This window comes from Micromonospora luteifusca, assembly GCF_016907275.1.
Classification (GTDB): Bacteria; Actinomycetota; Actinomycetes; order Mycobacteriales; family Micromonosporaceae; genus Micromonospora; species Micromonospora luteifusca.
In genome coordinates this window covers 4,290,985-4,315,187 of the sequence record NZ_JAFBBP010000001.1, presented here as the reverse complement: position 1 = coordinate 4,315,187, position 24,203 = coordinate 4,290,985, and the positions used below count along the sequence as shown (strand labels likewise).

Genomic DNA, 24,203 nt, shown 5'->3' with positions numbered 1-24,203 from the left:
CGACCAGCTACCAAAGTCGATACCGAACCTCTACCAAGGTCGGCGCGGCACCGACCGGCGGCCGCTGCGGATGGCCGGGCGGCGCGGGCAGGCTCGACCGCATGATCACCGTTGAGAACCTCACCAAGCGATACGGGCCACACCCGGCCGTCGACGACGTGTCCTTCCAGTGCGAGCCGGGCACGGTCACCGGCTTCCTCGGCCCCAACGGCGCCGGCAAGTCCACCACCATGCGGATGATCTGCGGCCTCACCGCGCCGAGCGCGGGCCGCGCCACCGTCTCCGGGCACCCCTATCGGGAGCTGCCCAACCCGGGGCGGGAGGTCGGGGTGCTGCTGGACGCCTCCGCCCAGCACGCCGGGCGGACCGGCCGCGAGGCGTTGACGCTGTCCGCGTACACCATGGGTCTGGACCGGCGCGAGGTCGCCGCGAAGCTCGACCTGGTCGGGTTGAACGCGGTGGCGGCGAAGCGACGGGTACGGGCGTACTCGTTGGGCATGCGCCAGCGGCTCGGGCTGGCGCACGCGCTGCTCGGCAACCCCCGGGTGCTGATCCTCGACGAGCCGGCGAACGGCCTGGACCCGGAGGGGATCTTCTGGATGCGCGGCCTGCTGCGCGACTTCGCCGACCGGGGCGGAACGGTGCTGCTCTCGTCCCACCTGCTGCGCGAGGTGGAGGCGGTCGCGGACCGGCTGGTGGTGATCGGGGGTGGCCGGATCGTGGCCCAGGGCGACAAGAACGAGTTGCTGGCCGGCGGCGGCACGGTGGTCCGGGCCCGCGACGGCGCGGCGCTACGCCGGGCGTTGGAGGTGGCCGGGCTGAGCGCCGCCGACAGCTCCGAAGGGCTGCTCGTGCAGGCCGACGCCGAGGCGGTCGGCCAGGCCGCCGCCGACGCCGGTGTCGCGCTGGCCGAGCTGCGCCCCGCCAGCGGCGGTGGCCTCGAACAACTCTTCCTCACCCTGACCGCCGGCGAATCCACCAAGGAGTCCGTCCGATGACCACCATCACCGCACCCACCGACGGCGCTGTCGCGCCACGGCAGCACACCCCGGTACGCCGCCCGTCGCTGCTCCGGCTCACCGTCGTCGAACTGCGCAAGCTCGTCGACACCCGGGCTGGCCGCTGGCTGCTGATCACCATCGGCCTGGTCACCGCCGTGATCGTCATCCTGCAGTTGATCTACGCCAACGACGCCGACCAGACCTTCCCCAACTTCTTCACCCCCTCGCTGCTCCCGGTCGGGGTGCTGCTGCCGGTGCTCGGCATCCTCTCGATCACCAGCGAGTGGTCCCAGCGGACCGCCCTCACCACGTACGCCCTGGTGCCCCGCCGGGAGCGGGTGGTCGCCGCGAAGCTGAACGCCGTGATGCTGACCGCGGTCGCCTCGGTGCTCACCAGCCTCGCCGTCGCCGCCGCCGGCACGCTGGTGGCGTCCGCCATCGGCGGCGCGGGCACCTGGCAGTTCGACGGCTCGCTGCTGCTGAACGCGGTGATCCTCCAGGTCACCGGCGTGCTGATGGGCGCCGCCTTCGGTCTGCTGCTGCTCAACCCGCCGCTGGCCATCGTCGGCTACCTGCTGCTGCCCACCCTCTGGGGAGTGCTCGGCGAGATGGTCAAACCCCTGCGTGGCCCGTCCGAGTGGTTGGACACCAGCAAGACCATGGAACCGCTGTTCAGCAGCGACGCCGTCACCGGCGAACAGTGGGGGCGGATGGTGGTTTCCCTGCTGGTCTGGATGGTCCTCCCGCTCGCTGCGGGCCTGTACCGGACGATGCGCCGCGAGGTGTCCTGACCATGGACGTCGCAGGTAACCGCCCGCGCACCGTGGTCACCGGAGGCCCCTGGGAGCTGGCGGTCATGTGGGGTGGCTTCCCGTTGCTCGGCGCGGGCGTCGGATGGCTCCTCGCGGCCACGACCGGCTGGCTCGCCCGGCTGCCCTGGGTGCCGTTCGGGGACCTGGTCGATTGGCTGGACCGGCTGCCCGAGCCGCAGGCCACCCTCGGCACGATCGCGGTGGGCGTACTGGCCGGGCTGGTCGTCGCCGGTGTCGGCACCGCCGAAAGGCTGATCGTCACCGTCGACGCGGCGCAGGTTCGGCTGCGTCGCTCCGACCAGGACCGGAGCATCGCACGGGCCGACACCCGGGTCGTCTTCCGCGCCGACGGACACCTGGTGCTGCTCGACGGTGACGGCGCGGAACTGGCCCGGGAGTCGACCGACCTGCCCGCCGCTGAACTGGCCGAGGCCTTCCGGACGCACGGCTGGGGGTGGGCCGACGACGACCCGCACCGGTCGGCGTACCGACTCTGGGTGCCCGACCTGCCCGGGCTGCCCGCTGGCGCGGACGCACTGCTGCGTGCGCGCGAGCGGGCGCTCGGGCGGGATCGCCGCGACGACGCCCGGGAGCTGCGCCGGGAGCTGGGCCTGATCGGGGTGGTGCTGCGCGACGAGGGCAAACGGCAGTACTGGCGGCTGAACGCGCGGGCGGTCGCCCCTCGACCGGAGCAGACGACTTCGGCCGAGCGGGAGCCGGACGGGCGGTAGCGTCTGACCCAGGAGACCCTGGGAGCCGTGTGATGACCGAACAGCAGCCGTACCGGGTGGTGTCCCGACACCCCGGCTTCGAGCTGCGCCGGTATCCGGCCCACCTGGTGGCCGAGATGCAGGTCCAGGCGTCGTTCACCCGGGCGCCGTTGGAGGCGTTCCGGCCGCTGAACGCGTACATCGGGGGTGCCAACCACGCCCGGCATCCGCTTCCGACGGCCACGCCCGCGATGTCGGCGCCCAACGGTTCGGAGAAGATCGCCATGACCGCGCCGGTGATCCAGGTGGAGGGCGAGTGGCCGGGCGCGTACCTGGTCCAGTTCGTCATGCCGGTCACCTTCACCGCTGCCACCCTGCCCGAGCCGGTGGACGCCCGCGTGCGGATCCGCGAGGTCCCGGCGCAACTGGCGGCGGCGACGCGTTTCTCCGGGCGGTGGACCGAGCAGGCGTTCGGCCAACGGGCCACCCTGCTCGGCCGGTCGGTCACCGCGGCCGGGCTGCAACCCACCGGTGCCATCCGGTATGCGCGCTTCGACCCACCGTGGAAGCCGTGGTTCCTGCGCCGCAACGAGGTCGTGCTGCCGGTCGTCGAGTGAGCTACCGGCGGTTGCCGACGGTCGGCCGGGCCAGCAGCAGGGACATCGCGAGCCCGGAGAGCAACCCGAACAGCGAGAGCAGCACGTCGGAGTCGGCGCCGTTGATCGGGCTGTTGCCGGCCAGCGCGGTGAACGTCGCCCCGATCGGCAGCAGGATCATGATCGGGATGGCCGTTGCCAGCAGAAATGCCATCGGACCCACCAGCGCGGCGAGGGCGGCCAGTGCGTGGTGCCACCAGATCGGCCGACCGCCCGGCCAGTCCCAGGCCACGAAAGTGACCCCGGTGAGCAGCACCGCCCCGAGTGCGACCTCGGGCAGGAGGCGCGTGCCGGGCGGGACGGCACGAACCAGCGCGACGCCGAGCAGCGCCGCCACGGCGAGGCCGGCCGCCAGCCCGAGGCGAGCCCGGGAGCGCGCCGGGGCCGCCGCCAGCGCCGCGCCGACGGCCAGGACGACCAGCAGCGCTGCGGTGGCCAGGGCACCCTGGTTCAGCTCCGGCTCCCGGTCGGTCGGTGACTCCATGCCGACCGCCACGACCGCCAGCACCCCGGCCACACAGGCCGTGCCGGTCAGCGCCTTCCGGTCCCGGGCTGGCGGCGTGCCCCACGGCCGGGCTGGCGGCGTGGCTCGCTCCCGCCAGCGCAGCACCGCCGCGAGCGCCGCGAGCACGACGCAACCGCTCACGGCGAGCAGCACCGTCGCCTCGACGCCGGTCGGGTCGACCCGGTCGATCGCGATGTCGGCGGCGACCCAGAGACCACCGAGCGCCACCGCCGGTTGACTCCAGCGCAGCTGCCCCCGGCCGGCCAGCACCAGCCCGACGGACACCGCCATGATCGCCAGAAACCGTAGGTCGCGTGCCCAGTAGGCGTTGTTGCCCGGCAGATTTTCCGACCACGGGCCGATCGGCTCGGTCAGCGGTTGCAGCACGGTCATGCCGATCGCCCAGAGCACGACGGCGGCGGCGGAGAGGAGCAGCCCGACCGGCCGCGCGGATCGCATCCGTGGACGGTATCGGCCCGACCGCGGTATCGGGGGGCGGGGACGCGGTCATCCGGCGACGCCGATCGATGATCGCGCGGGACGGTGGCGCAGCGACCGCCACGTCGGCAGCACGCTCGCCAGCGCCGCCAACAGCAGGCACAGCCCCACCACACCGGCGATCACCGACCACGGCACCACCAGGTCGACGGGGGCGCCGACCTGCTCGGCGAGGCCCGCGCGGATGCTCAACAGACCGACGAACGCGACAGTCCCACCGAGCAGCGCGCCGATCAGCACCACCAGGGCAGATTCGGCCGTGACAAGCCAGATGACCTGCCGCCGGGTCGTCCCGGCCAGCCGGATCAGTCGCAGGTCCGCGGCCCGGCCGGCGGCGGCCAGCAGCACTGTGTTCGCCACCGCGATGGCCCCGTAGCCGGCCGACACACCGATCAGCAGCAGCGTGAACAGCCAGACGAGGCGGTCCTCAGCGGCGTCCGCCTCGGCCGCCCAGGTGGCGACGTCGACGATGCGTGCGCCGGCCGGAGGATCGATCCGATCCTGGACGTACACCGTGGAGGTCAGCGCCGACGGGTCGTGCGTTCGCACCACGGCCCGGGGCAGGAGCAGATCGCCGGGAAGCGAGTCGTCGGTGACGACGGCGACGACGCGCAACGACACCGACGTCCCGTCGGCGAAGACCAACGCGTACGGCTGGGACGGCAGCAGGTTCGTCGAGGCGGTGACCACCACCGTGTCGTCGCCCCGTAGGTCGTTCAGGGAGCCGGCGACGACGGTGAGCGCCCGGTTCGCGGCGGCGAATCCCACCGGATCCACGCCGAGTGCGGTCAGTGGCCGGTTCTCCGGCAGTGTTCCGGGGTCGGTGCGGAAGACGGTGGTCGGCAGGAGGGCCGTGCCACCGGTCGCGGCGACGGCCTGGTCCGACAGGCCGGGCGACCGGTCCGGCACGACGATCCAGCCGGCGTTCACGTTGTCCGCCCGCCCTGCCGCGTACGCGGCGGTGGTGGTCCGCACCATCCCGGACACCAGCACCGCGAACGCGACCGTGAGCAGCACCGGGGCGGCGACTGACGCCGTCCGCCGGGTCGCGGTCAACGCCCCACCCCGGACCAGCATTCCGATCGCCCCACCGCGCCGCCGCACCGGAGAACGCAGCAGTCGCACCACCGGCCTGACCACCGCAGGGGCGAGCACGGTAGCGCCGGCCACCAGCGCCATCACCGCGTACAGGGAGTACTGCGCCGCGACGCGGGCCTCGTCGGCGGTCGCCGTCCCGAAGCTGAGCGCGACCCCCGCCGCGACGAGAAGCGCCCCGGTGGTGACGCGCAGCCGCCCGATCGGCCGCTGCTCCAGCGCCGCCTCGCGCAACGCCTCCAGCGGTCGGACCCGTGCCGCCCGGCGCGACGCCGACCAGACGGCCAGCAACGCGATCACCGGCCCGGCGGCGAGCGCGACCGCGACCGGCCAGGGGGCGTACCGGACCTGGAAGGTCGATGGTTCGAGACCGACGTCGACGATCGGCCGGCCCAGCGCCGGGGCGAGCACCAGGCCCACCAGCAGGCCGACGAGCCCGCCCAGGACGCCGACCGTGAGCGCCTCGACGTACACCATGCGGCGGACCTGGCGCCCGGTGGCGCCGACAGCGCGCAGCAGGCCCAGCTCACGGCGGCGCTGCGCGATGGTGAACGCGAAGGTGGAGGAGACCACGAAGACCGTGACGAAGCCGGCGAGGGCCGCCGTGGCGGTGAGCACCTGCATGCCGATCCAGCGGGTGCGGGCATCACTCCGAGGCTCCAGCGCACCGCGCGCGGCACCGGTCAGCACCTGTCCGTCCGCGCTGACGACACCGCGAGCCGCCGTGGCGACCTGCTCCGGATCGGCACCCGGCGTCAGCACCAGGCCGATGGCCCGGACGCCGGGTGCGAGCGCGGCAGCGACCTCGTCCGCGACGTGGACGCCGGGCTCGTCGACCAGACCGGTGACGGTGTACGACTCCGGGCCCACCGCCGTCAGCAGGGTGACCGGTTCGCCGGCCCGCAGCCCGAGCGCGCGGTCGACGACCACCTCGCCGGGCTTGCGGGGCGGCTCGCCGGCCGTGAGGCGCAGTCCACCGAGCTGCGCGCTGGACCAGCCGTGCCCCTGCTGGGCGTCCTCCCGCTGGACATCGGTCGCCGGGGGACGGCCGTCGATCAGCGGCTGGGCGTAGAAGGTCCGGTCCGGAACCGCCGCCGCGACGCCGGGCAGACCCGCCAGCCTGCTGGTGAGTTCCACCGCCCGGGTGGCGGACCAGGGCCGGCTCGGCATGAACGAGTCGGCCGACGCACCGGCCTCGGGGCTCTGCACCACGACCGCCGCCCGCGCGAGCCGATCCGGCACCTGCGGGCGTCCAGAGGCGAGGAGCAGGGTGGTGGTCGCAACCAGCGCGACCCCGAGGGCGACGGCCACGAACGCGCTGACCGACCGCCGAATGTTCGACACGACCGTTCCACGGCCGTGCCGGATGCTCGACACGACCGTTCCACGGCCGTGCTGGATGCTCAGCATGACCGCTCCCCGGCCGGCTGCGCCGGGACCGTCTCCCGCTCGGCGATCCGCGCGGCGACGACCGCCGCGGTGATCCCACCGGTCAGTTCGTCGACGACACGGCCGTCGGCAAGGAGGAGGATCCGATCGGCGTACGCCGCCGCGGCGGGATCGTGGGTCACCATCACCACGGTCTGCCCGTGGTCGTCGACGAGCGCGCGCAGCAGCCGGAGCACCTGCCGGGAGGCCGCGCTGTCCAGCGCCCCGGTCGGCTCGTCGGCGAAGACCACCGCCGGACGGGTGATCAGTGCTCGGGCCACCGCCACGCGCTGCTGCTCACCGCCGGACAGCTCACTCGGCCGGTGGCCGGCCCGGTCGGCCAGTCCCACGGCGTCGAGCGCGGCGGTGACGTCCCGGGCCGGCGGGCGGCGGCCCGCCAGGCGCATCGGCAACTCGACGTTCTGCGCGGCGGTCAGCGTGGACACCAGGTTGAACGCCTGGAACACGAAGCCGATCCGGTCGCGCCGCAGCCGGGTCAGCGCGTTCTCGCCCAGGTCCTGCAGGGACGTGCCGTCGATCGTGACGATCCCCTCGGTCGGGCTGTCCAGCCCCGCCGCGCAGTGCAGCAGGGTGGACTTCCCCGAGCCCGACGGGCCCATCACCGCCGTGAACGTGCCGCTCGCGAAGCTTGTCGTCACGCCGTCCAGCGCCGTCACCCGTCGGGTTCCGGTGCCGTACACCGCGCGCAGCCCCGTCAGGGTCACCGTGTGTGTGGTCATGACCATCACGGTGCCGGTTCCGGCGGGTATGGCGCGTCGTGCCGGTGGGGACACTTTCCGGTCCTCCCCCGGGCGGAGCCGCGGACCCGTCCACGACCGGACGTCGTTCCCGAGGATGACGGCCCGCGGGTGGACGCGGCCAACCCGGTGGGCCGATACCGTCTACCGGGTGACCGCTCTCCTGCTGTCCCGACGGCTACGGCCGGCGGAGTTGTACATCGTGGACGTCGTGCTCGCCGTCGCGGTCGGCGGGCTGCTCTGCCCGTACGCGGCGCTGGAGTCGCCGGACGGTGGCGTACGCGAGCCGCTCTGGGTGTCCGTCCTCGTCGGGATGGCTATCGGGCTGCCGTTGGCCGTCCGGCGGCGCTGGCCGAGCACGGTCGCCGTCGTGATCAGCGCCGTCACCACCGTCGCCCTGGTCACCGGGGTGATTCCCAATTTCGCCGCCGCCGCACCGGCGTTCGCCATCGGCCTGTCCTTCTACACGGTGGCGGCGTCGACGGCCACGCGCCGGTCGGTGCTCTGCGCCGCCGGTTGTCTCGCTCTGGTCAGCGTCGGGTTGGTGCTGACCGCCGGTGACCTGTGGTCACGTACGGGTGCGGTCGGCTACGCCGCCGTCATGATCACGCCTGCCTGGTTGATCGGCTGGTTGATTCGGGAGCGACGTGCCCTCGCCGCCCGGCAGAGTGACCACCTGGTCCGTCAGGCCGCCACGGAGGAGCGGCTGCGGGTGGCCCGGGAGCTGCACGACGTGGTCGCGCACACGCTGAGCCTCATCGTGGTGAAGGCGGCCGTCGCCAACCACGTCGCCGAGGCCGACCCACGCGAGGCGGGAGCCGCCCTGCGGGTGATCGAGGAGACCGGCCGCACCGCGCTGACCGACGTCCGCCGGGTGCTCGGCGTACTGCGCGACGGCGCCCCGTACGCGCCGACGCCCGGACTGGACGAGCTGCCCGTGCTGGCCAGACAGGCGGCGATCGGCGGCGTCGACGTTCAGCTCGACGTTCGACGGGAGGAACCGGCCGCCGTGGTGCCCGACTCGGTGAGCCTCGCCGTTTACCGGATCGTGCAGGAGGCGGTGACCAATGTGGTGAAGCACGCGGCGCCGGCCGCCTGCCGGGCAACGGTGACCGTCACCCCGGAGGAGGTGCGGGTGGAGGTGACCGACGACGGCCGACGGCCGGTCCTGACCGGCGGGGAGGGGCATGGCCTGACCGGTATGCGGGAACGGGTGGCCCTGCACGGCGGGGAGTTCACCGCCGGCTCCCGCTCCGGCGGAGGCTTCGCCGTGACGGCCCGCCTGCCCTACCGGGTGGCCACGTGATCCGCGTGTTGATCGCCGACGACCAGGCGCTGCTGCGCGGCAGCTTCCGACTGTTGGTCGACCTGACCCCGGATTTCACCACCGTCGCCGAGGCGGGCACCGGCGCGGAGGCGGTCACGTTGACCGAGCAGCACCGGCCGGATGTGGTGCTGATGGACGTACGGATGCCGGAGATGGACGGCATCGAGGCGACCCGACGGATCTGCGCCGACCCGACGACATCCGGCACCCGGGTCATCATTCTGACCACCTTCGACCTGGACGAGTACGTCTACGGGGCGCTGCGCGCCGGAGCCAGCGGCTTCCTGCTCAAGGACACCCCACCGGCGGACCTGCTGGCCGGGATCCGGGTGGTCGCCGCCGGTGAGGGGCTGCTCGCGCCCACGGTGACCCGCCGGCTGATCGACGAGTTCGCCCGGCGGCCCGAGCCGGCCCGACCGTTGCCGCGCCGGCTGGACGGGGTGACCGAGCGGGAACGGGAGGTGCTCGCACTGATCGCCCGGGGTCTGTCCAACTCGGAGCTGGCCGCGCACCTCAGTCTCAGCCTGGCCACGGTCAAGACGCACGTCGGGCGGTTGTTGACCAAGCTGGCGGTGCGCGATCGGGCGCAGCTGGTGATCGTCGCCTACGAAACGGGGCTGGCCGGTCCCGGCGGGTCGAGGCCGACCGACCTAGGCTGAGCGGATCGGCCGCACCCGAGGAGGAGCCATGACCAGGTACGCCGCCCTGCTGCGCGGGGTCAACGTCGGCAGCACCCGGCTGGCGATGGCCGACCTGCGCCGGATCGTCACCGATCTGGGGCACGAGGACGTCAAGACGTACCTGCAGAGCGGCAACGTGGCTTTCGGCAGCAGCGTGCGCGACGCCGAGAAACTGGCCTCCGGGATCGAGCGGGCGCTCGCCGACGAGTTGGCGTTGACCGTGCCGGTGTTGGTGCGCAGCGGCCGGGAGTTGGCGGCGGTGGCCGGCGGCAACCCGTACGCCGATCGGGAGGACGACCCGACGAGGTTGCTGGTGGCCTTCCTCGCGACCCCTCCGAAGAAGGCCACCGTGGACGCCCTCACCGTGCCCGGCAAGGAGAACGTGTCGTTCACGGTGACCGGCCGGGAGGTCTTCCTGCACTTCGTCGACGGCGGTTACGGGCGGTCGAAGTTCACCAACGCGTACCTGGAGAAGAAGCTCGCCGTGGTGGCCACCACCCGCAACTGGAAGTCGGTGCGCGCCCTGGCGGAGATGACCGCCAACTGACGCCCGGGCGGGGGTCGCGGCCCTGCGACCCCCACCGGTGCTGGTCAGAAGTGGTACGCGGTTTCGTACTCGGGCACCACTATCCGGCTGCGCGGCGAGATCCGCCGCACCGCCGCGATCATGTCGTCCAGCCGGGGGCGGTCGGTCGGGGCGACCACCGGCGGGTTCTGCAACCGGGTCTCGAAGTTGTCGTAGTGCACCGGCACCACGACCTTCGGGTAGTCGAGGCCGGCCAGCAGCCGGGGCAGGTAGTCGCTGGTGGTGGTGGCGCTCTGCATGGCCACCATGGCCACGTCCGGTGCCAGGCCGGTGAGGTTGCGCTCGGCGACGTCGCTGGCCCCGGTGAAGTAGACGGACGGGCCGCCGTCGACCCGCAGCAGGTAACCCAACGTGTCTCCCTCCGGCAGGTCGCCGATGGTCGCCGGCTGCGGCGGCTGACTCACCCGGACCCCTGGGAACGCCACCGCGTACGCCGCATTGCGGCTGTGCAGCGAGCCGACCACCTCGACGGTGTGGTCGCCGAAGTCCAGCACCTCGCCACCCTTCACGGCGCTGAGCTGCGTCGATGGCACCCCGTAGGCCAACCCCAGGTGGTACGCGGTCAGCGTGCCGAACACCCGCGCGCCGGTGCGGCCGGCGATGTAGGGCACGTCCATGAAGTGGTCCCAGTGGGTGTGCGTGACCAGCACCGTGGTGGCCCGGTCGACGCGCGGATCGATCACGTCGGTGCGCACGGTCAGCGGAGTGGCCGTGTTGAACGCGCCGGTGAACAGCCCAGTGTCGATCCGACTGAGGTACGGGTCGACGAGGACGGTCCGCTCGCCGATGTCGACGCGCCAGCCAGCCGTACCCCACCAGCGGAAGCTGACCGCCCCCTTACGACGGGCGGTTGGCGTGGGTGCGGCGGCCGGCGGCGCGGCCTGGGCCGGGGTGGCGGTGCCGGCGACGAGACCGCCGGCGGAGACGAGGGCGGTGGTGGCGGCGGCGTCACGTAGGAAGCGACGGCGGTCGAGGTTGGGCATGCGGATCTGCTCCCCGTGGTCGGGTGATCGGTCGACAGGAGCCAATCAGCGCCACCGGGCTCCGGTCCAAGATCGAAGGCCGACGGCTCCGATACGCCGCCGCATATCGGGCCAGCTCAGGGCCGGCACGGAAAGGCTCGGGCGGCCCGGAAATCAGTTGCCGCGCAGCGCCTCGACGGCCGTGCGGGCCGCCTGTCCCATCGCCAGGTCCACGTCGATCCGGCGTGGGGTCAGCTCGTGGGCGCGGGCGAAGACGGCGATGGCGTACCGGCCGCCGTCGGGGTATTCGGCGACCCCGGCCTCCAGGTGCAGCCCGGGCAGGGTGCCGGTCTTTCCGGAGACTCGGACGCCGGGTGGGAACCCGGCGGCCAGCCGGGTCCAGAAGATCTGCCGGGCCATCCAGGTGCGGACCATCGCGCAGGCCGCCGCCGGCCCGGCCTCGTCCCGCCAGATCAGCGTGAGCAGCCGGGTAATCTCCCGGGCGGTGCTGGACGTGGTGTGCGCGGGGTCGAAGACCCGCATCGCGCGTACCCGTTCCGCCGACAGCGTGGGGAAGATCCGGGCGAACTCCGCCTCGGTCCGTGCGCCCACGTCGGCGAGCATCAACTCGACCAGCTCCCGAGGACCGCCGAGGACACGGGTGCGGGTCAACCCCAGCTCGGCGGCGAGCATCGGCAACAGGTCCGGACCGACCCGGCGCAGCAGCAGGTCGGCGGCCGTGTTGTCGGTCACCGACATGGCGAAGTACGCGAGGTCACGCAGCGACACCTCGGCGTCGTCGGTGCAGCCGGCCAGACCCCATCCGCCAAGCCGGTCGGCGGCGGTGACCAGGACCCGCTCGGTCGGGTCCAGCTGACCGGCCTCGACCTGCCGGGCGAACTCCAGCACCAGCAGGATCTTGAAGATCGAGGCGATGACCACCTGCTCGTCGGCCCGCGCTCCGACCTCCCGAGCGCCGCCGCCCGGCTCGTCAAGGGCCAGGTCGACGGCGTCCAGGTCGACGACGTGCATGCTGGCCGTCACCCCGGCGGCGGCGAAGATGGCCTCGATGCGCTCCCCCACGTCCACGTCAGCACGGTAACCAGTGGCGTCGTGCGGGCGCTGGCGTAGGGTCCGGCCGTGGATCTGCTCCGGCACCTGCGGCACTTCGTGGTGGTCGCACACGAGTTGCACTTCGGGCGGGCCGCGGAGCTGCTCGGGATGGCCCAGCCGCCACTGAGCCAGTCGATCCAACGACTGGAACGGGAGCTGACTGTCGAGTTGTTCGACAGGTCCCGCCGCCAGGTACGCCTCACCACCGCCGGTGAGCTGCTGCTCGGCGAGGCGGAGGAGTTGCTCGCCGGTGAGGGCCGGCTCCGCAACCTGATGGGCCAGATCCGCGCGGGTGAGCTCGGCGTACTCCGGGCCGGGGTGCCGCCGGAGACGCCCGCGGTGACGCTGCGGGCGTTGCTGGACGGGCTCACCACCCGGGCGCCCGGCCTGGATGTGGAGTTGCACGAGCTGACCACCGCCGAGCAGGTACGGATGCTCACCGAGCGGACCCTGGACGTGGGTTTGGTGCACCACCCCGTGACGGCGGACGGGCTGCGTTTCGGCGCCCCGGTCGACGTACCCCTGGGGGTGCTGCTTCCGCGCACCTCGCCGCTGGCCCGCGGCCGTGAGGTGACGCTCGCGTCGCTGGCCGACCTGGATCTGGTGGCCGCGCCCCGGGCCACCGCGCCCGGCTGGCACGACCACCTGCTGGTGTTGTGCCGCCAGCACGGTTGGCGCCCGAGCCGGGTGCGCCCGGCCCGCAACCCGGAATTCCTCTTCGGGCTGGTGCTGGCCGGAGGTGGGGTGGCCGTGGAGCCGGCGACGGTGGCGCGACGGGAACCCCGGATCGCCTGGCGGCCGATCGCCGACGCACCGCTGGCCAAGCGCACCTCGGCGGCCTGGCCGGACCGCTCGGCACACCCGGCGGCGTCGATGTTCGGGCAGCTCGCCGCCGAGGTGCTGGCCGCCGCCGAGCCTGCGCCGGCCGCGCCGGCCGAGACGTCGGTGCCGGCGGCCCGGCCCTGGCCGGTGCTGTTCGACACGACCGGGTGAACGGGTCGAACGTAGCGCTCGTCACCCAGGTTTGGCCGGTGCATCACCCGCAGCCTCGGGTATGGATGACAGGCAACGAAGATGACGCGAAGGAGCCGCAATGGCCAGCATGATTCCGGACATCAGCCTGAACGACGGCACCACCATCCCGCAGCTCGGCTTCGGGGTGTTCCAGATCGAGCCGAAGGACACCGTCGCGGCGGTGACGACGGCGTTCGAGGCGGGCTACCGGCACATCGACACCGCCCAGATGTACGGCAACGAGGCCGAGGTCGGCGAAGCGGTACGCGTCTCCGGCCTGGACCGGGGCACGGTCTACGTGACCAGCAAGCTGAGCAACGCCTTCCACCGCCCCGACGACGCCCGCAAGGCGTTCGACTCGACGCTCGCGGCGCTGAAGATGGACTACATCGACCTGTTCCTGATCCACTGGCCGCTGCCGACCCTGTACGACGGTGACTACGTCTCGACCTGGAAGGTGCTGGAGGAGTTGCAGCGCGACGGCCGCGCCCGTTCGATCGGCGTGTCGAACTTCCAGGTGTCGCACCTGCAGCGGCTGGCCGACGAGGCGAGCGTCGTGCCGGCGGTGAACCAGATCGAGGCGCACCCGTACTTCGGTAACGAGACCGTCCGCGCCTACGGCCGCGAGCACAACATCCTCACCGAGGCGTGGTCGCCCATCGCGCAGGGCAAGGTGCTGGACGACCCGACGGTGGTCGACATCGCCGAGCAGCTCGACCGGACCCCGGCGCAGGTGGTGCTCCGCTGGCACGTGCAGCGCGGCGACATCATCTTCCCGAAGTCGACCACCCCGAAGCGGATCGAGGAGAACACTCGGATCTTCGACTTCGAGCTGGACGACGCGGCGATGGAGCGGATCACCGAGCTGGACAAGGGCGAGGCCGGGCGGCAGGGCCCCGACCCGGACACCTTCGCGTACCTGCCGGCGTAACGCGGCGGCCGGCGGCGACGCCACTGAAAGGGGGGCCCGGTCGGGCCCCCCTTTTCGCCGCCTGAAAGGACCGCCCCCGGCGATGTCGCTCCGCCGTACCACCCTCGCTCTGCTGTCGTTGCTCCTGCTCGGCTCGGCGGCCTGCGCGCCGAGCCAGGCCGCCGAGACTCCCCGCTGGTCCGCGCCGTCGGTGTCGGCCTCGCCGACCCCGCCGAAGCCGCGGCCAGCGCCAACCTCCACGGCCGAGGTCCGCAGCCGGGTCACCGCAGCGATGCTGAACCTGGACGCGAAGTTCCACCCGGAGACCGCCCAGTACACCGACGAGAACACCGAGGCGTGGAAGCTGATCTCCCTGTGCAGGGCGAGCCTGCCGTCGGACATCAAACGCACCGCCTACCGGGAGCGGCTCTGGGACGGCGAGAGCGTGTGGATCCGGCAGTACGTGGTCGGCTACCTGAAGGTGCCCGGCCGCAAGCTCGCCGACGAGCTGCGGTCGGTCCTGTCGACGTGCAAGGAGTACGAGGTGCCCGACGACGGGCGCACGTCGACGATCGTGCGGCCGTCGCCCCCGCCGGTGCCGAACGGCCCCGACGTGATCACCTTCTGCGAGCGGCTGAAGGGGAAGGCGACCCGGCACCAGTGCACGCTGATCCTGGTGCGCGGCAACTTCGTCATGGAGGTGGACGCCTCGGCGAGCGACGGTGACCTGGCGGCCGGCACCGCGCTGATCGCGAAGATCGCGCCGCTCGCGGTGGCCGCCTTCGAAAAGGCCGTCTGAACGCTGCCGCGGGTCGGGCACCACCCGGGAGCGGCACAGCGTGCTCTACCGGCGGTCCGACCACGGGGACGGGCTGGTCGGCTGCCGGGCGGGTCAGGGCGCGACGCGCTCGGCGAGCCGGCGGAACACCGCCTGAGTCGGTGAGCCGGGCTCGGGGACGTAGACGATCATCCGCTGGTCGGTCTCCGGCACGTGCAGCACCCGGCACTCGAACTCCAACGACCCCAACTCCGGGTGCGGCACCCGCTTGACGATGGGGCGGCGCTCCTCGACATCGTGCTCCGCCCAGAGCCGCGCGAACCGGGGCGAGGTGCCGAGCAGCTCGGTGACCAGCTCGCGGATCGCCGGGTCGGTCGGGTAGCGGCCGTAGGCGGCTCGCAGGTCCGCCACTGTGCTGCGCACGAATCGAAGCACCTCGGCGTCGGTCCAGTGGCCGCTGGTCGCCGGCTGCCGAAACGTCCAGCGGATCATGTTGCGGTCCGCGTCCGGCACGGCCGCGAGATCCCCCACGAAGTACGTGGCCAGGTGGTTCCAGGCCAACACGTGGTACGCGGCGTCGACGAGGTACGCCGGAGCTTCGGTCATCGCGTCGAGCAGGTGCCGCAGGCCGGGGCTCACCTCCCGGCTCGGCCCGCCGGTCGGTGGCGGATGCTCCCCGGCGATCCGAAACAGGTACTCGCGCTCGTCCCGGCTGAGCAGCAGCGCCCGGGCCATCGCGGCGAGCACCTGCCGGGACGGGTGCGGCCCGCGGCCCTGCTCCAGCCGGATGTAGTAGTCGATCGACATGCCGGCGAGCTGGGCGACCTCCTGTCGACGCAGGCCGGGCGTGCGCCGGCGTACCCCGTCGGGGAGGCCGACCTCGGCGGGCCGCAACCGGGCGCGGCGGGTGCGCAGGAACGCCGCCAGTTCGTCACGCCGCAGGCCGCTGCTCGTCATGCCCCCAGCATGCCTCGGGCCGGGTCGACGAGGCTGGTACCGCTGATCCCAGCCTCGGCCCGTCTCTCCCCAGACGACATCCACCGGGACAGGCTCGACGGCATGACGAACACGACCGCCCTGATCACCGGGGCCAACAAGGGAATCGGTTTCGCCACCGCCCGACAGCTCGGCGGGCTCGGGATGACCGTGCTGATCGGCGCGCGGGACGCCGATCGGGGCCGGGCAGCGGAACGCGAGCTGCGCGACGGCGGCGCGGACGCCCGGTTCGTGCCACTCGACGTGACCGACGCCGAATCGGTGGCAGCCGCCGCGAAGCTGGTGGAGACGGAGTACGGCCGGTTGGACGTGCTGGTCAACAACGCCGGCATCTTCCTCGGCGACGGTACGCGGGGACTGCCCAGCGAGACGACCATGGCGACGCTGCGCGGGGTGTTCGAGACGAACGTGTTCGGGGTGGTGACGGTGACCAACGCGCTGCTGCCGCTGCTGCGCCGGGCACCCGCGGCCCGGATCGTCAACGTCTCCAGCGAGGTCGGCTCGATCGCGGTGATGACCGACCCGGCCGGCGCGCTGTTCGAGTTGACCTCCGTGCCGTACCCGTCGTCGAAGGCAGCGCTGAACATGCTCACCGCGATGTACGCCAAGGAGTTGCGGGACACGCCGATCAAGGTGAACGCGGCGAACCCGGGCTACTGCGCCACCGATTTCAACGGCAACAGCGGCTTCCGCACCGCCGAGCAGGGCGCCGAAGTTAGCGTGCATCTGGCGACACTCCCCGCCGACGGGCCGAGCGGGTTGCTCTGGGGCTTCCAGATGGACACCGGCGGCGGGTACGGCGTGCTGCCCTGGTGAATGAGCGCTTGACCTCGAGTGCGCTCCAGCTTGCAGGGTGACAGGTGCGCCCACCGGTAGGGCGCACGAGAGGAGTTCCCATGCGGTACCGCACGATCGGCACCGACCCGGCGACCCGGCGCGAGGTCAGCGTGCTCAGCCTCGGCGCGATGCTCTTCGGCAGCGCCACCGACGAGGCCACCTCGTACGCGATCCTCGACCGGTACGTCGAGGCCGGCGGCACGTTCATCGACACGTCGGACAACTATGCGTTCTGGGTGGACGGCGGGCAGGGTGGGCAGAGTGAGGAGTTGCTCGGCCGGTGGCGGCGCAGCCGCGGTGTCGGCGCCGAGATCGTCATCGCCACCAAGCTGGGGGCCCGGCCACTGGCCCCGGGGACCAGCTACCTGGACAACGCCGAAGGCCTGTCCGTCAAGGTGATCCGCGAGTCCGCGGAGCGCAGCCGGGAACGGCTCGGTGTGGAGCGGCTGGACCTGCTCTACGCGCACATCGAGGACCGCACGGTGCCGCTGCAGGAGACCGTGGCGGGTTTCGCCGAGCTGGTCGGCGAGGGCACGGTGGGTCTGCTGGGCGCGAGCAACCACCGGGCCTGGCGGGTCGAGCGCGCTCGTGCGCTGGCCGCCGCCGCCGGCCTGCCGGGGTACGAGGTGCTCCAGTACCACCACAGCTACCTGGCCCGCCGGTCCGACATGGCCAACCAGCTGGATCCGGATGGCGACCCGGGCTCGGCCGGCCCCGATCTGCTCAGCTACCTGCGTGCCGAGCCGGAGTTGACCCTGGTGGCGTACTCACCGCTGCTGAAGGGGGCGCTCACCCGGGCGGACAAGCCGCTGGGCGCCGAGTACGACCTGCCGAGCGTGCCGCGCCGGCTGGCCGCGTTGCGGGAGGTGGCCGCGGAGACCGGTGCGACCGTCAACCAGGTGGTGCTCGCCTGGTTGCTGGGCGGCGAACTGCCGTCGATCCCGCTGGTGGGCGCCTCCTCGGTGGCACAACTGGAGGAGAGCCTGGCAGCGGTGGACCTGGAGTTGACCGCCGAGCAGCGGCACCGCCTCGACACCACCTGGTGACCTGCCAGCAGCCGCCCCGTCGACCTCAACCCTCGGTCGGCGGGGCGGTCAGGTCGAGCTGCCAGTCGTTGGCACGCATCATCTGACCCGGCGGGTATTCGAAACCCGTCTCGCCGAGCAGCGTGAAACCGGCCTTACGGCAGACCGCGTTCGACGCGGGATTGTCGACCGAGGGGTAGGCGTGGGCGTAGCGCCGGTCCCGCCGGGCGCGGGCCACGTCGACGACCGCACGCACCGCCGCGCTGGCCAGCCCATGTCCCCGGTACGCGGGCAGCACCGCCCAGCCCATCTCGTACACCGGTTGCTCGCGCCACTCGCGGGCCCAGTAGCCGACGCTGCCCGCCCGTGCGCCGTCTGGCAGCACCAGCGTGAACATGCAGCCCTGCCCAGCGTCGGCGAAGTGCACGTACCGGTCGTGCCGGGCAATCACCTGCGCATCGGTTTCCGGACCGCCGGTGTGCTTGCGCGTGTCCGGTGACTTGAGCTGCCGCAGCAGATCAAGGTCGTCCTCGTGCCACGGTTCGATGCGTACCTGAGCCATCCCACTCCCCTGTTCGTCGACCTCAGTCAAGCCGACCCCACCGACATCGCGCTCCCGAAACGCCCCCGCTAGATCGGATCTAGCGGGCTCCGGCCGCCATCTCGCGCCTGAAGGATGGGAGGGGGTGGCGATGACACCGTTGCGGATCGCCGTGATCATCGGCAGCACCCGGGAGGGGCGGGCCGGCGATCGGATCGCCCGCTGGTTCGTCGACCAGGCCACGTCGCACGACGACCTGGTGGTGACGGTCGTTGACCTGGGCGAGTACGACTTTCCGGCCAGTTACCCCGCCGAGCCGACCGCGCCCATCCGGGCGTTCGTCCGCGAGGTGGATCAGGCGGAGGCGTTCGTCGTGATCACCCCCGAGTACAACCACAGCTTCCCGGCACCCTTGAAACAGGCCATCGACTACGCGTATGACGAGTGGCAGGCCAAACCGGTCGGCTTCGTGTCGTACGGCTGCCGGTCCACCGGCCGGCACGCGGTCGACCACCTGCGCACGGTCTTCACCGCACTGCACGCGATGACCGTGCGCGACGTCGTCGGGATCGACCTGCTCGCGGGCGAGCCGACACCGCAGTGCACCGACGAGCTGCGCCGCGACGCCAGCGTCCTGCTCGACCAGCTCCGCTGGTGGGGCCTGGCCCTGCGCGGCGGCCGGGCGGCCCGGCCCTATGTCTCCTGACCCGTCGTCTCCTGACCCGTCGTCTCCTGAACACGTCCAACACGAGAGGTACGAATCATGAGTAGACGCACCACCGGCCTGGCCATCGAGGCCGAGGGGCTCACCCGCTCGTTCGGGGAGACCCAGGCGCTGGCCGGAATCGACCTACAGGTGCCCGCCGGCACCGTCTACGGTCTGCTCGGCCCGAACGGGGCGGGCAAGACCACCGCCGTCCGGGTGCTCGCGACGTTGCTGCGCCCCGACGGCGGCTCGGCACGGGTCTTCGGGCACGACGTGGTCACCGATGCCGACAAGGTCCGTTCGCGGGTCAGCCTCACCGGCCAGTACGCCTCCGTCGACGAGGACCTGACCGGCACGGAGAACCTGGTGCTCCTCGCCCGACTGCTCGGCCTGCGCAAGCCGGCCGCCCGGGAGCGCGCGGCGGCCCTGCTCGCCGCGTTCGGTCTGACCGAGGCGAGCGACCGCCAGGTGAAGAAGTATTCGGGTGGGATGCGGCGGCGCATCGACATCGCCGCCAGCATCCTCAACACACCCGATCTGCTCTTCCTCGACGAGCCGACGACCGGCCTCGACCCGCGTAGCCGTAACCAGGTATGGGAGATCATCCGGGCGGTGGTGTCGCACGGCACGACAGTGCTGCTGACGACGCAGTACCTCGACGAGGCCGACCAGCTCGCCGGACGGATCGCCGTCGTCGACCACGGCCGGGTGATCGCGGAGGGCACCCCGGGCGAGCTGAAGTCGTCAGTCGGCTCCGGCACCGTCCACCTGCGACTTCGCGATCCGGGGCAGCGGCCCGAGGCGGAGAAGGTTCTCCGAGAGGCGCTCGACGTGCCGGTGCAGCTCGCCGCCGACCCGGTGGCGTTGACCGCCCGGGTCGGCGAGGCCGGCACCGACCTCGACGCCAGCGCCCAGGCAGCTCGCGCGCTCGGCGACCTGGCCCGCGCCGGCATCCTCGTTGACGACTTCTCCCTCGGTCAGCCGAGCCTGGACGAGGTCTTCCTGGCGTTGACCGATCACCCCGCCGTGCCGGCCGACGAGCGCGACGACAAGCTGGAGGCAGCCCGATGAGCAACGCCACGACCACCACGACCGAACGGGCACCGTCCGTCTACGTCCCGTCCGCCGAGGCGCTGGCGACCGTGCTCGCGCCCAGTGCCCGACCGCCTCGACCGAGCGCGCTGGGCGCGTCGCTCACCTTCGGCTGGCGGGCCATGCTGAAGATCAAGCACGTACCGGAGCAGCTCTTCGACGTGACCGCGTTCCCGATCATCATGGTGCTGATGTTCACGTACCTGTTCGGCGGTGCCCTCGCCGGCAGCCCCCGTGAATACCTGCAGTTCTTCCTGCCCGGCATCATGGTGACCAGCGTCGTGATGATCACCATGTACACCGGTGTCGGCCTCAACACCGACATCGAGAAGGGTATCTTCGACCGGTTCCGGACGCTGCCCGTCTGGCGCCCGGCCGCCCTGGTCGGCATGATCTTCGGCGACGTGCTGCGCTACATCCTCGCCGCCCTGGTGATCCTGGGACTGGGGCTGGCGCTCGGGTTCCGGCCCGCTGGCGGGGTGCTCGGCGCTGCCACCGGGATCGGGCTGCTGGTGATCTTCTCGTTCGCGTTCTCCTGGGTGTGGACGTTCTTCGGGCTGATCCTGCGCAGCGAGAAGTCGGTGATGGGGGTCAGCATGATGGTGCTGTTCCCGCTGACGTTCCTGAGCAACGTCTTCGTCGAGCCGAGCACCATGCCCGGCTGGCTCCAGGCGTTCGTGAAGGTCAACCCGGTGACGCAGCTGGTCGCCTCGATCCGTGGTGCGATGAGCGGCGACTCGGACCCGTCGGCCACGATGTGGCTACTGCTCTGGAGCGCCGGCTTCGTGCTCGTCTTCGGCACCCTGACGATGTACCGGTACAACCGCCGCTGACCCTCCCGCCCCGCCCCCCGGGGTCAGAGACGCCAGGGGGGTGGGGTGGAGGGCTGGTAGCTGCAGGTGCTGCCGGTCGAGACGGACTCGCGTAGGTGGCCGGCGAGGGCCGGGTGCCGCCCGTCGAGCTTGCGCAGCGTGTCCCGGATCCGCGCGGTCACCGTCTTGCGGGCCCGCTCGGCCTCGTCGCCCAGGCGGCGGCTCCGACCGGCCAGCCCCGCGGCCGCACGTAGCTCGTCCAGCAACGCACCCCGCTCGGCGTCCAGCGCGGTTACCTTCCGGTCGTCGTCGCGGGCGGCGGCCCGGTCGATCTCCTCGTCGAGGCGGGCCAGGTGCCGCCGGTAGCGGGCCTTCGCCTCGTCGTCGAGGACCGGGTCGGCGCCCATCCGCCGGGCGGCGATCAGCTCCGGCCCGGCAGCCGGGTCGAGCAACTCCACGGCGGGCACGTCGCTGCCGGGGCGGCTCAGCAGCAGGTGCAGGTCGTGCAGACCCTTGGCGTCGGGCAGGTGCACCACGACACCGGCGTACGTGAGTTGCCAGACCGGCCCGTCGCGCCGAAACTCGTACCCCTCGCCAGCTGGCGCGACCGCCGTGGCCGGACCGGACGCGAAAGCCTGGCCCGGCCCGGCGTTGGCCCGCCCGACAGCCTGACCCGGCGCGACGGCCTGGCGTGCGGTGGCGGTCGGCTCGGCCGCGTCGATGGGGGCCGGTTCGGCGATCCGGTGCAGCACCTGCGTCATACCGAGAGCCGCCGCCTGCTGGACGGTCGTGGCACGCAGCGCGGCCAGTGTCGCGGCGTCGGCCGGGTGGCCCCGGCCGGCGAGGGCGTTCACGAGGCCGGCGCGGGCGATGAGCGACCAGGTACGGGCGCCCAGCCGGTCGGCGGACTCACGGGCGGCCGTGAAGCCGGCGATGGCGTCGTCCCAGCGTTGCTGGGCGGCGTCGACCAGTGCCAGCCAGTGGTCGACCGGGCCGCTGACGTCGCAGCCGAAGAGCGCCACCATCCACTCTCCCCGGTGAGGGACGAGTGCGGCCCGCGCGGCGTCGCAGAGCTGCGGGTCGGCGGACGCGGCGGCGGCCTGCGCGCGTAACCGTAGCCAGATCGGCGACACCGGACGCGGGTACCGAATGGCGGCGGCCTCGATGCCGGCGGTCAGCTGGACCGCCGTCTCGCCGTCGCCCCGCTCCGCGGCGGTGATCGCCCGGAGCAACTCCTGATAGGGGTAGTCGACCGGGGTCAGCTCGTCCAGCAGGGTGTCGGCATCGGCGAACCGACCCTGCAGCAGCAACCGGGACCAGCGCAAATGATGGCCCATGAATCCGAACTCGGCATGGCCCGGGTCGGAGAGGTCGCCGAGGACGGCGAACCGCTCGTCGGCCTCGGCGAAGTCACCCCGGAAAGCCGCGATGATCCCGCTGTCGATGGCCGCCGCCATGCCGTGCCGGGTGACGTCGCCGTGCCGGTCCGCGCTGACGAAGGTGGCGAACTCCTCGTTGAAGTGCGGGTCGCCCAACTCCAGTAGCGCCACCCAGCGCAGCGAGGTGGCCCACAGCTCGGTCTCCCGGTCTCCCGTGCGGCGGGCCACCTCCCGGATCTCGGCGGTCAGCGCGGCGCGGGCCGCCGCGGTGCCCAACCCCCAGGTGGTGTCGTGGCGGGCCCAGAGGCTGAACGTCAGCGCCTCGTCGTCCTGCCCTCGACGGGCGATCGTCTCGGTGGCGGTGATCAGGTCGGCGACCAGCGCGCCGACCGACGCGGCGGCGTCCGGTTCGCCGATCAGTTTCCGGTACGCGTCGCGCACCAGCTCCCCCGCGTCGATCGAGTGAGCGGTCTCCACCTGACGGGCGCGGTTCACGATCAGGGCGACGCGGGCCAGCAACACCGGGTCGTCGAGTGTGCGAGCCAACGCCCCGGCCTCAGCGAACAGTGCGACGGACTCCTCCCGGCCGGCGTGGTGATATTGCCCCTCGCCGAACTCAACGAGGATCCGCACGCGTTGCTCCGGGTCCTCGACGACCTCCAGCGCCCGACGGAAGTGCACCGACGCCTCGTCGGCGGCCAGCCGGACGAACGCGTCCCGCCCGGCGGCGACCAGCAGCGTGGCAACCCGCGCGCGGTCGAGTGCGGGGCCGGCGAGGTAGGCGTGGCGGGCGAGGTCGGCTGGGATCAGCTGATCGGTGAGCTCCCGCAGGTCGTCGACCGCCCGGACCACCGCGCCGTGCCGCGCCTGCCGCTCGTCGTGGGACAGCCCGTCGTAGAGGGTCTCCCGGACCAGGTCGTGGGCGAAGGCGAACCGGCCGCCGCCCCGGGCGACCACCAGCCGGGCGGTCACCGCACGGTCGAGCAGCCGGTCGACCTGCGCCACCGGGGCGGCGGCGCCGGCCGCCAGGACCTGGCGGTGGAACTCGCGGCCCAGCACGGCTGCGACGGTGAGCGCCTCGACCACGGCCGGCGGCAACTGGGCCAGGCGGCGGCGCACCGCTTCCCGTACGCCGGGTGCGATCGTGCCGGCCGCGTCGTCGGCGTGCCACAGCCGGGCGGTCTGCTCGATGAAGAACGGGTTGCCGCCGGTGCGACGGTGCACCTCGTCGACGAGGTCGGCGTCGGGTTCCCGCCCGGCGGTGCGTGCCATCAGCGCGGCCACCTCGTCGCGGGAGAGACCGGTGAGGGTGATCGTGGTGGCCTTCGCGACCAGCGGCATCAGCAAGGGGCGCAGCGGATGCTCGCCGGACTCGACCTCGGCGTCGCGGTAGGTGCCGACCAGCAGCAAACGCTCGAACCAGGTGTGCTGGGCGGCGAAGCTCAGCAACCGCAGTGAGGCTGGGTCGGCCCAGTGCAGGTCGTCGAGGACGACCACGACCGGCCGCTGTTGAGAGACCGCGACCAGCGCGGCGGTCACCGCGTCGTACAGCGCGAACGCCTCCTGGTCGGCGGTGTCCGTGTCGACGCCGGCCCAGCTGGTGAGTCGGTCAGCCTGCTGCTTACTGGTGTCGGTCTCGCCGAGCAGGGCCGCGAGGGCCGGCTCGGCGTCCGGCCGCGCCACCGCCCAGTCGTCGGCGGAGCGCCGCAGGCCGCGCAAAACCTGCACCCACGGCCAGTAGCCGGGGGCGCTGTCGGAATCCCAGCAGGCGGCGCCGAGCACCAGCGCGCCGCGTTGCCGGGCCTCCCGGGCTGCCGACGTGACGAGGGTCGTCTTGCCGATGCCCGGCTCGCCGGTGACCAGGACCAAACCGCCGTGGCTGGTGGTGGCGCGGTCGAGCTCAGTGCGCAGCAGACCTGCGGGGTGATCCCGCCCGATGATGGCGTCGCCGCGCCGCGCGTCCATGGTTTCCAGACGGTACT

General features: G+C 72.5%; 23 protein-coding genes. 15 read left to right on the top strand and 8 right to left on the bottom strand.

Translation table 11 applies throughout. The features are described from left to right. The first annotated feature begins 101 nt into the window (after nucleotides 1-101). The 4 genes from JOD64_RS19680 to JOD64_RS19665 are packed head-to-tail and all read left to right on the top strand — an operon-like array spanning nucleotide 102 to nucleotide 3,140. On the top strand, nucleotides 102-998 hold the full coding sequence (locus tag JOD64_RS19680) for an ABC transporter ATP-binding protein (protein WP_204943559.1): 897 nt from the start codon (nucleotides 102-104) through the stop codon (nucleotides 996-998). Next, nucleotides 995-1,792: an ABC-2 transporter permease gene (locus JOD64_RS19675; protein ID WP_239559590.1), complete on the top strand. Its 798-nt coding sequence runs from the start codon at nucleotides 995-997 to the stop codon at nucleotides 1,790-1,792. Before JOD64_RS19680 ends, JOD64_RS19675 begins: the two co-directional genes overlap by 4 nt. A gap of 2 nt (nucleotides 1,793-1,794) precedes the next feature. Further along, nucleotides 1,795-2,544 carry a YqeB family protein gene (locus tag JOD64_RS19670; RefSeq protein ID WP_204943558.1) on the top strand — a complete coding sequence of 250 codons (750 nt, stop codon included), beginning with the start codon at nucleotides 1,795-1,797 and terminating at the stop codon, nucleotides 2,542-2,544. 32 nt (nucleotides 2,545-2,576) lie between these two features. After that, nucleotides 2,577-3,140 (top strand): SOUL family heme-binding protein, encoded by a 564-nt coding sequence (locus JOD64_RS19665; RefSeq protein WP_204943557.1) that lies wholly within the window; start codon nucleotides 2,577-2,579, stop codon nucleotides 3,138-3,140. 1 nt (nucleotide 3,141) lies between these two features. Here the strand turns inward: JOD64_RS19665 and JOD64_RS19660 are convergent, their stop codons facing one another. The 3 genes from JOD64_RS19660 to JOD64_RS19650 are packed head-to-tail and all read right to left on the bottom strand — an operon-like array spanning nucleotide 3,142 to nucleotide 7,445. After that, nucleotides 3,142-4,143, bottom strand: a complete 1,002-nt coding sequence (locus JOD64_RS19660; RefSeq protein WP_204943556.1) for a hypothetical protein — start codon at nucleotides 4,141-4,143, stop codon at nucleotides 3,142-3,144. A 48-nt stretch (nucleotides 4,144-4,191) separates the two neighbouring features. Continuing rightward, nucleotides 4,192-6,687 (bottom strand): ABC transporter permease, encoded by a 2,496-nt coding sequence (locus JOD64_RS19655; RefSeq protein ID WP_204943555.1) that lies wholly within the window; start codon nucleotides 6,685-6,687, stop codon nucleotides 4,192-4,194. Then, nucleotides 6,681-7,445, bottom strand: coding sequence for an ABC transporter ATP-binding protein (locus JOD64_RS19650; protein WP_204943554.1), 765 nt, complete (start codon nucleotides 7,443-7,445; stop codon nucleotides 6,681-6,683). The genes JOD64_RS19655 and JOD64_RS19650 overlap by 7 nt, the downstream gene beginning before the upstream one ends. Nucleotides 7,446-7,614: 169 nt before the next feature. On the opposite strand from JOD64_RS19650, the gene JOD64_RS19645 reads away from it, so the two are divergent. The 3 genes from JOD64_RS19645 to JOD64_RS19635 are packed head-to-tail and all read left to right on the top strand — an operon-like array spanning nucleotide 7,615 to nucleotide 10,017. Then, nucleotides 7,615-8,769 (top strand): sensor histidine kinase, encoded by a 1,155-nt coding sequence (locus tag JOD64_RS19645; protein ID WP_307813505.1) that lies wholly within the window; start codon nucleotides 7,615-7,617, stop codon nucleotides 8,767-8,769. After that, complete coding sequence (locus tag JOD64_RS19640; RefSeq protein ID WP_204943552.1) at nucleotides 8,766-9,449, top strand: response regulator; 684 nt, start codon at nucleotides 8,766-8,768, stop codon at nucleotides 9,447-9,449. The genes JOD64_RS19645 and JOD64_RS19640 overlap by 4 nt, the downstream gene beginning before the upstream one ends. Nucleotides 9,450-9,477: 28 nt before the next feature. After that, a complete protein-coding gene (locus JOD64_RS19635; protein ID WP_204943551.1) occupies nucleotides 9,478-10,017 on the top strand; it encodes a DUF1697 domain-containing protein in 540 nt (179 codons plus the stop codon). A gap of 44 nt (nucleotides 10,018-10,061) precedes the next feature. Here JOD64_RS19635 and JOD64_RS19630 read toward each other — a convergent pair whose 3' ends face one another. Then, on the bottom strand, nucleotides 10,062-11,039 hold the full coding sequence (locus JOD64_RS19630) for an MBL fold metallo-hydrolase (RefSeq protein WP_204943550.1): 978 nt from the start codon (nucleotides 11,037-11,039) through the stop codon (nucleotides 10,062-10,064). A gap of 153 nt (nucleotides 11,040-11,192) precedes the next feature. After that, nucleotides 11,193-12,107 carry a serine hydrolase gene (locus tag JOD64_RS19625; protein WP_204943549.1) on the bottom strand — a complete coding sequence of 305 codons (915 nt, stop codon included), beginning with the start codon at nucleotides 12,105-12,107 and terminating at the stop codon, nucleotides 11,193-11,195. A 51-nt stretch (nucleotides 12,108-12,158) separates the two neighbouring features. On the opposite strand from JOD64_RS19625, the gene JOD64_RS19620 reads away from it, so the two are divergent. The 3 genes from JOD64_RS19620 (at nucleotide 12,159) to JOD64_RS19610 (ending at nucleotide 14,854) form a co-directional block, all read left to right on the top strand. Continuing rightward, nucleotides 12,159-13,124, top strand: a complete 966-nt coding sequence (locus JOD64_RS19620; protein ID WP_204943548.1) for a LysR family transcriptional regulator — start codon at nucleotides 12,159-12,161, stop codon at nucleotides 13,122-13,124. A 100-nt stretch (nucleotides 13,125-13,224) separates the two neighbouring features. Next, nucleotides 13,225-14,076 (top strand): aldo/keto reductase, encoded by an 852-nt coding sequence (locus JOD64_RS19615; RefSeq protein WP_204943547.1) that lies wholly within the window; start codon nucleotides 13,225-13,227, stop codon nucleotides 14,074-14,076. An 82-nt stretch (nucleotides 14,077-14,158) separates the two neighbouring features. After that, nucleotides 14,159-14,854 carry a hypothetical protein gene (locus JOD64_RS19610; RefSeq protein WP_204943546.1) on the top strand — a complete coding sequence of 232 codons (696 nt, stop codon included), beginning with the start codon at nucleotides 14,159-14,161 and terminating at the stop codon, nucleotides 14,852-14,854. A 93-nt stretch (nucleotides 14,855-14,947) separates the two neighbouring features. Here the strand turns inward: JOD64_RS19610 and JOD64_RS19605 are convergent, their stop codons facing one another. Beyond that, nucleotides 14,948-15,790 carry a helix-turn-helix transcriptional regulator gene (locus tag JOD64_RS19605; RefSeq protein ID WP_204943545.1) on the bottom strand — a complete coding sequence of 281 codons (843 nt, stop codon included), beginning with the start codon at nucleotides 15,788-15,790 and terminating at the stop codon, nucleotides 14,948-14,950. 102 nt (nucleotides 15,791-15,892) lie between these two features. On the opposite strand from JOD64_RS19605, the gene JOD64_RS19600 reads away from it, so the two are divergent. Further along, on the top strand, nucleotides 15,893-16,645 hold the full coding sequence (locus tag JOD64_RS19600; protein WP_204943544.1) for an SDR family oxidoreductase: 753 nt from the start codon (nucleotides 15,893-15,895) through the stop codon (nucleotides 16,643-16,645). 80 nt (nucleotides 16,646-16,725) lie between these two features. Further along, nucleotides 16,726-17,712, top strand: coding sequence for an aldo/keto reductase (locus tag JOD64_RS19595; protein WP_204943543.1), 987 nt, complete (start codon nucleotides 16,726-16,728; stop codon nucleotides 17,710-17,712). Between the two features lie 25 nt (nucleotides 17,713-17,737). Here the strand turns inward: JOD64_RS19595 and JOD64_RS19590 are convergent, their stop codons facing one another. After that, nucleotides 17,738-18,253, bottom strand: a complete 516-nt coding sequence (locus JOD64_RS19590; RefSeq protein ID WP_204943542.1) for a GNAT family N-acetyltransferase — start codon at nucleotides 18,251-18,253, stop codon at nucleotides 17,738-17,740. 130 nt (nucleotides 18,254-18,383) lie between these two features. On the opposite strand from JOD64_RS19590, the gene JOD64_RS19585 reads away from it, so the two are divergent. Genes JOD64_RS19585 through JOD64_RS19575 form a run of 3 tightly spaced genes read left to right on the top strand, consistent with a single transcriptional unit; the run spans nucleotide 18,384 to nucleotide 20,863 of the window. After that, nucleotides 18,384-18,938, top strand: a complete 555-nt coding sequence (locus JOD64_RS19585; protein ID WP_204946150.1) for an NADPH-dependent FMN reductase — start codon at nucleotides 18,384-18,386, stop codon at nucleotides 18,936-18,938. A 57-nt stretch (nucleotides 18,939-18,995) separates the two neighbouring features. Then, entirely contained in the window at nucleotides 18,996-20,009 is a 1,014-nt protein-coding gene (locus tag JOD64_RS19580; protein WP_204943541.1) for an ATP-binding cassette domain-containing protein, read from the top strand. Next, nucleotides 20,006-20,863: an ABC transporter permease gene (locus JOD64_RS19575; protein ID WP_204943540.1), complete on the top strand. Its 858-nt coding sequence runs from the start codon at nucleotides 20,006-20,008 to the stop codon at nucleotides 20,861-20,863. Before JOD64_RS19580 ends, JOD64_RS19575 begins: the two co-directional genes overlap by 4 nt. 23 nt (nucleotides 20,864-20,886) lie before the next feature. On the opposite strand, the gene JOD64_RS19570 is transcribed toward JOD64_RS19575, so the two are convergent. Beyond that, complete coding sequence (locus JOD64_RS19570; RefSeq protein WP_204943539.1) at nucleotides 20,887-24,186, bottom strand: ATP-binding protein; 3,300 nt, start codon at nucleotides 24,184-24,186, stop codon at nucleotides 20,887-20,889. Between the last annotated feature and the right edge of the window lie 17 nt (nucleotides 24,187-24,203).

What these genes read in the sequence shown, in the direction of transcription:
- JOD64_RS19670 (WP_204943558.1), top strand. Translation starts at nt 1,795, where the DNA reads ATGGACGTCGCAGGTAACCGCCCGCGCACCGTGGTCACCGGAGGCCCC.
- JOD64_RS19575 (WP_204943540.1), top strand. Translation starts at nt 20,006, where the DNA reads ATGAGCAACGCCACGACCACCACGACCGAACGGGCACCGTCCGTCTAC.
- JOD64_RS19680 (WP_204943559.1), top strand. Translation starts at nt 102, where the DNA reads ATGATCACCGTTGAGAACCTCACCAAGCGATACGGGCCACACCCGGCC.
- JOD64_RS19665 (WP_204943557.1), top strand. Translation starts at nt 2,577, where the DNA reads ATGACCGAACAGCAGCCGTACCGGGTGGTGTCCCGACACCCCGGCTTC.
- JOD64_RS19610 (WP_204943546.1), top strand. Translation starts at nt 14,159, where the DNA reads ATGTCGCTCCGCCGTACCACCCTCGCTCTGCTGTCGTTGCTCCTGCTC.
- JOD64_RS19590 (WP_204943542.1), bottom strand. Translation starts at nt 18,253, where the DNA reads ATGGCTCAGGTACGCATCGAACCGTGGCACGAGGACGACCTTGATCTG.
- JOD64_RS19635 (WP_204943551.1), top strand. Translation starts at nt 9,478, where the DNA reads ATGACCAGGTACGCCGCCCTGCTGCGCGGGGTCAACGTCGGCAGCACC.
- JOD64_RS19655 (WP_204943555.1), bottom strand. Translation starts at nt 6,687, where the DNA reads ATGCTGAGCATCCAGCACGGCCGTGGAACGGTCGTGTCGAGCATCCGG.
- JOD64_RS19615 (WP_204943547.1), top strand. Translation starts at nt 13,225, where the DNA reads ATGGCCAGCATGATTCCGGACATCAGCCTGAACGACGGCACCACCATC.
- JOD64_RS19630 (WP_204943550.1), bottom strand. Translation starts at nt 11,039, where the DNA reads ATGCCCAACCTCGACCGCCGTCGCTTCCTACGTGACGCCGCCGCCACC.
- JOD64_RS19660 (WP_204943556.1), bottom strand. Translation starts at nt 4,143, where the DNA reads ATGCGATCCGCGCGGCCGGTCGGGCTGCTCCTCTCCGCCGCCGCCGTC.
- JOD64_RS19605 (WP_204943545.1), bottom strand. Translation starts at nt 15,790, where the DNA reads ATGACGAGCAGCGGCCTGCGGCGTGACGAACTGGCGGCGTTCCTGCGC.
- JOD64_RS19580 (WP_204943541.1), top strand. Translation starts at nt 18,996, where the DNA reads ATGAGTAGACGCACCACCGGCCTGGCCATCGAGGCCGAGGGGCTCACC.
- JOD64_RS19585 (WP_204946150.1), top strand. Translation starts at nt 18,384, where the DNA reads ATGACACCGTTGCGGATCGCCGTGATCATCGGCAGCACCCGGGAGGGG.
- JOD64_RS19595 (WP_204943543.1), top strand. Translation starts at nt 16,726, where the DNA reads ATGCGGTACCGCACGATCGGCACCGACCCGGCGACCCGGCGCGAGGTC.
- JOD64_RS19675 (WP_239559590.1), top strand. Translation starts at nt 995, where the DNA reads ATGACCACCATCACCGCACCCACCGACGGCGCTGTCGCGCCACGGCAG.
- JOD64_RS19600 (WP_204943544.1), top strand. Translation starts at nt 15,893, where the DNA reads ATGACGAACACGACCGCCCTGATCACCGGGGCCAACAAGGGAATCGGT.
- JOD64_RS19570 (WP_204943539.1), bottom strand. Translation starts at nt 24,186, where the DNA reads ATGGACGCGCGGCGCGGCGACGCCATCATCGGGCGGGATCACCCCGCA.
- JOD64_RS19650 (WP_204943554.1), bottom strand. Translation starts at nt 7,445, where the DNA reads ATGACCACACACACGGTGACCCTGACGGGGCTGCGCGCGGTGTACGGC.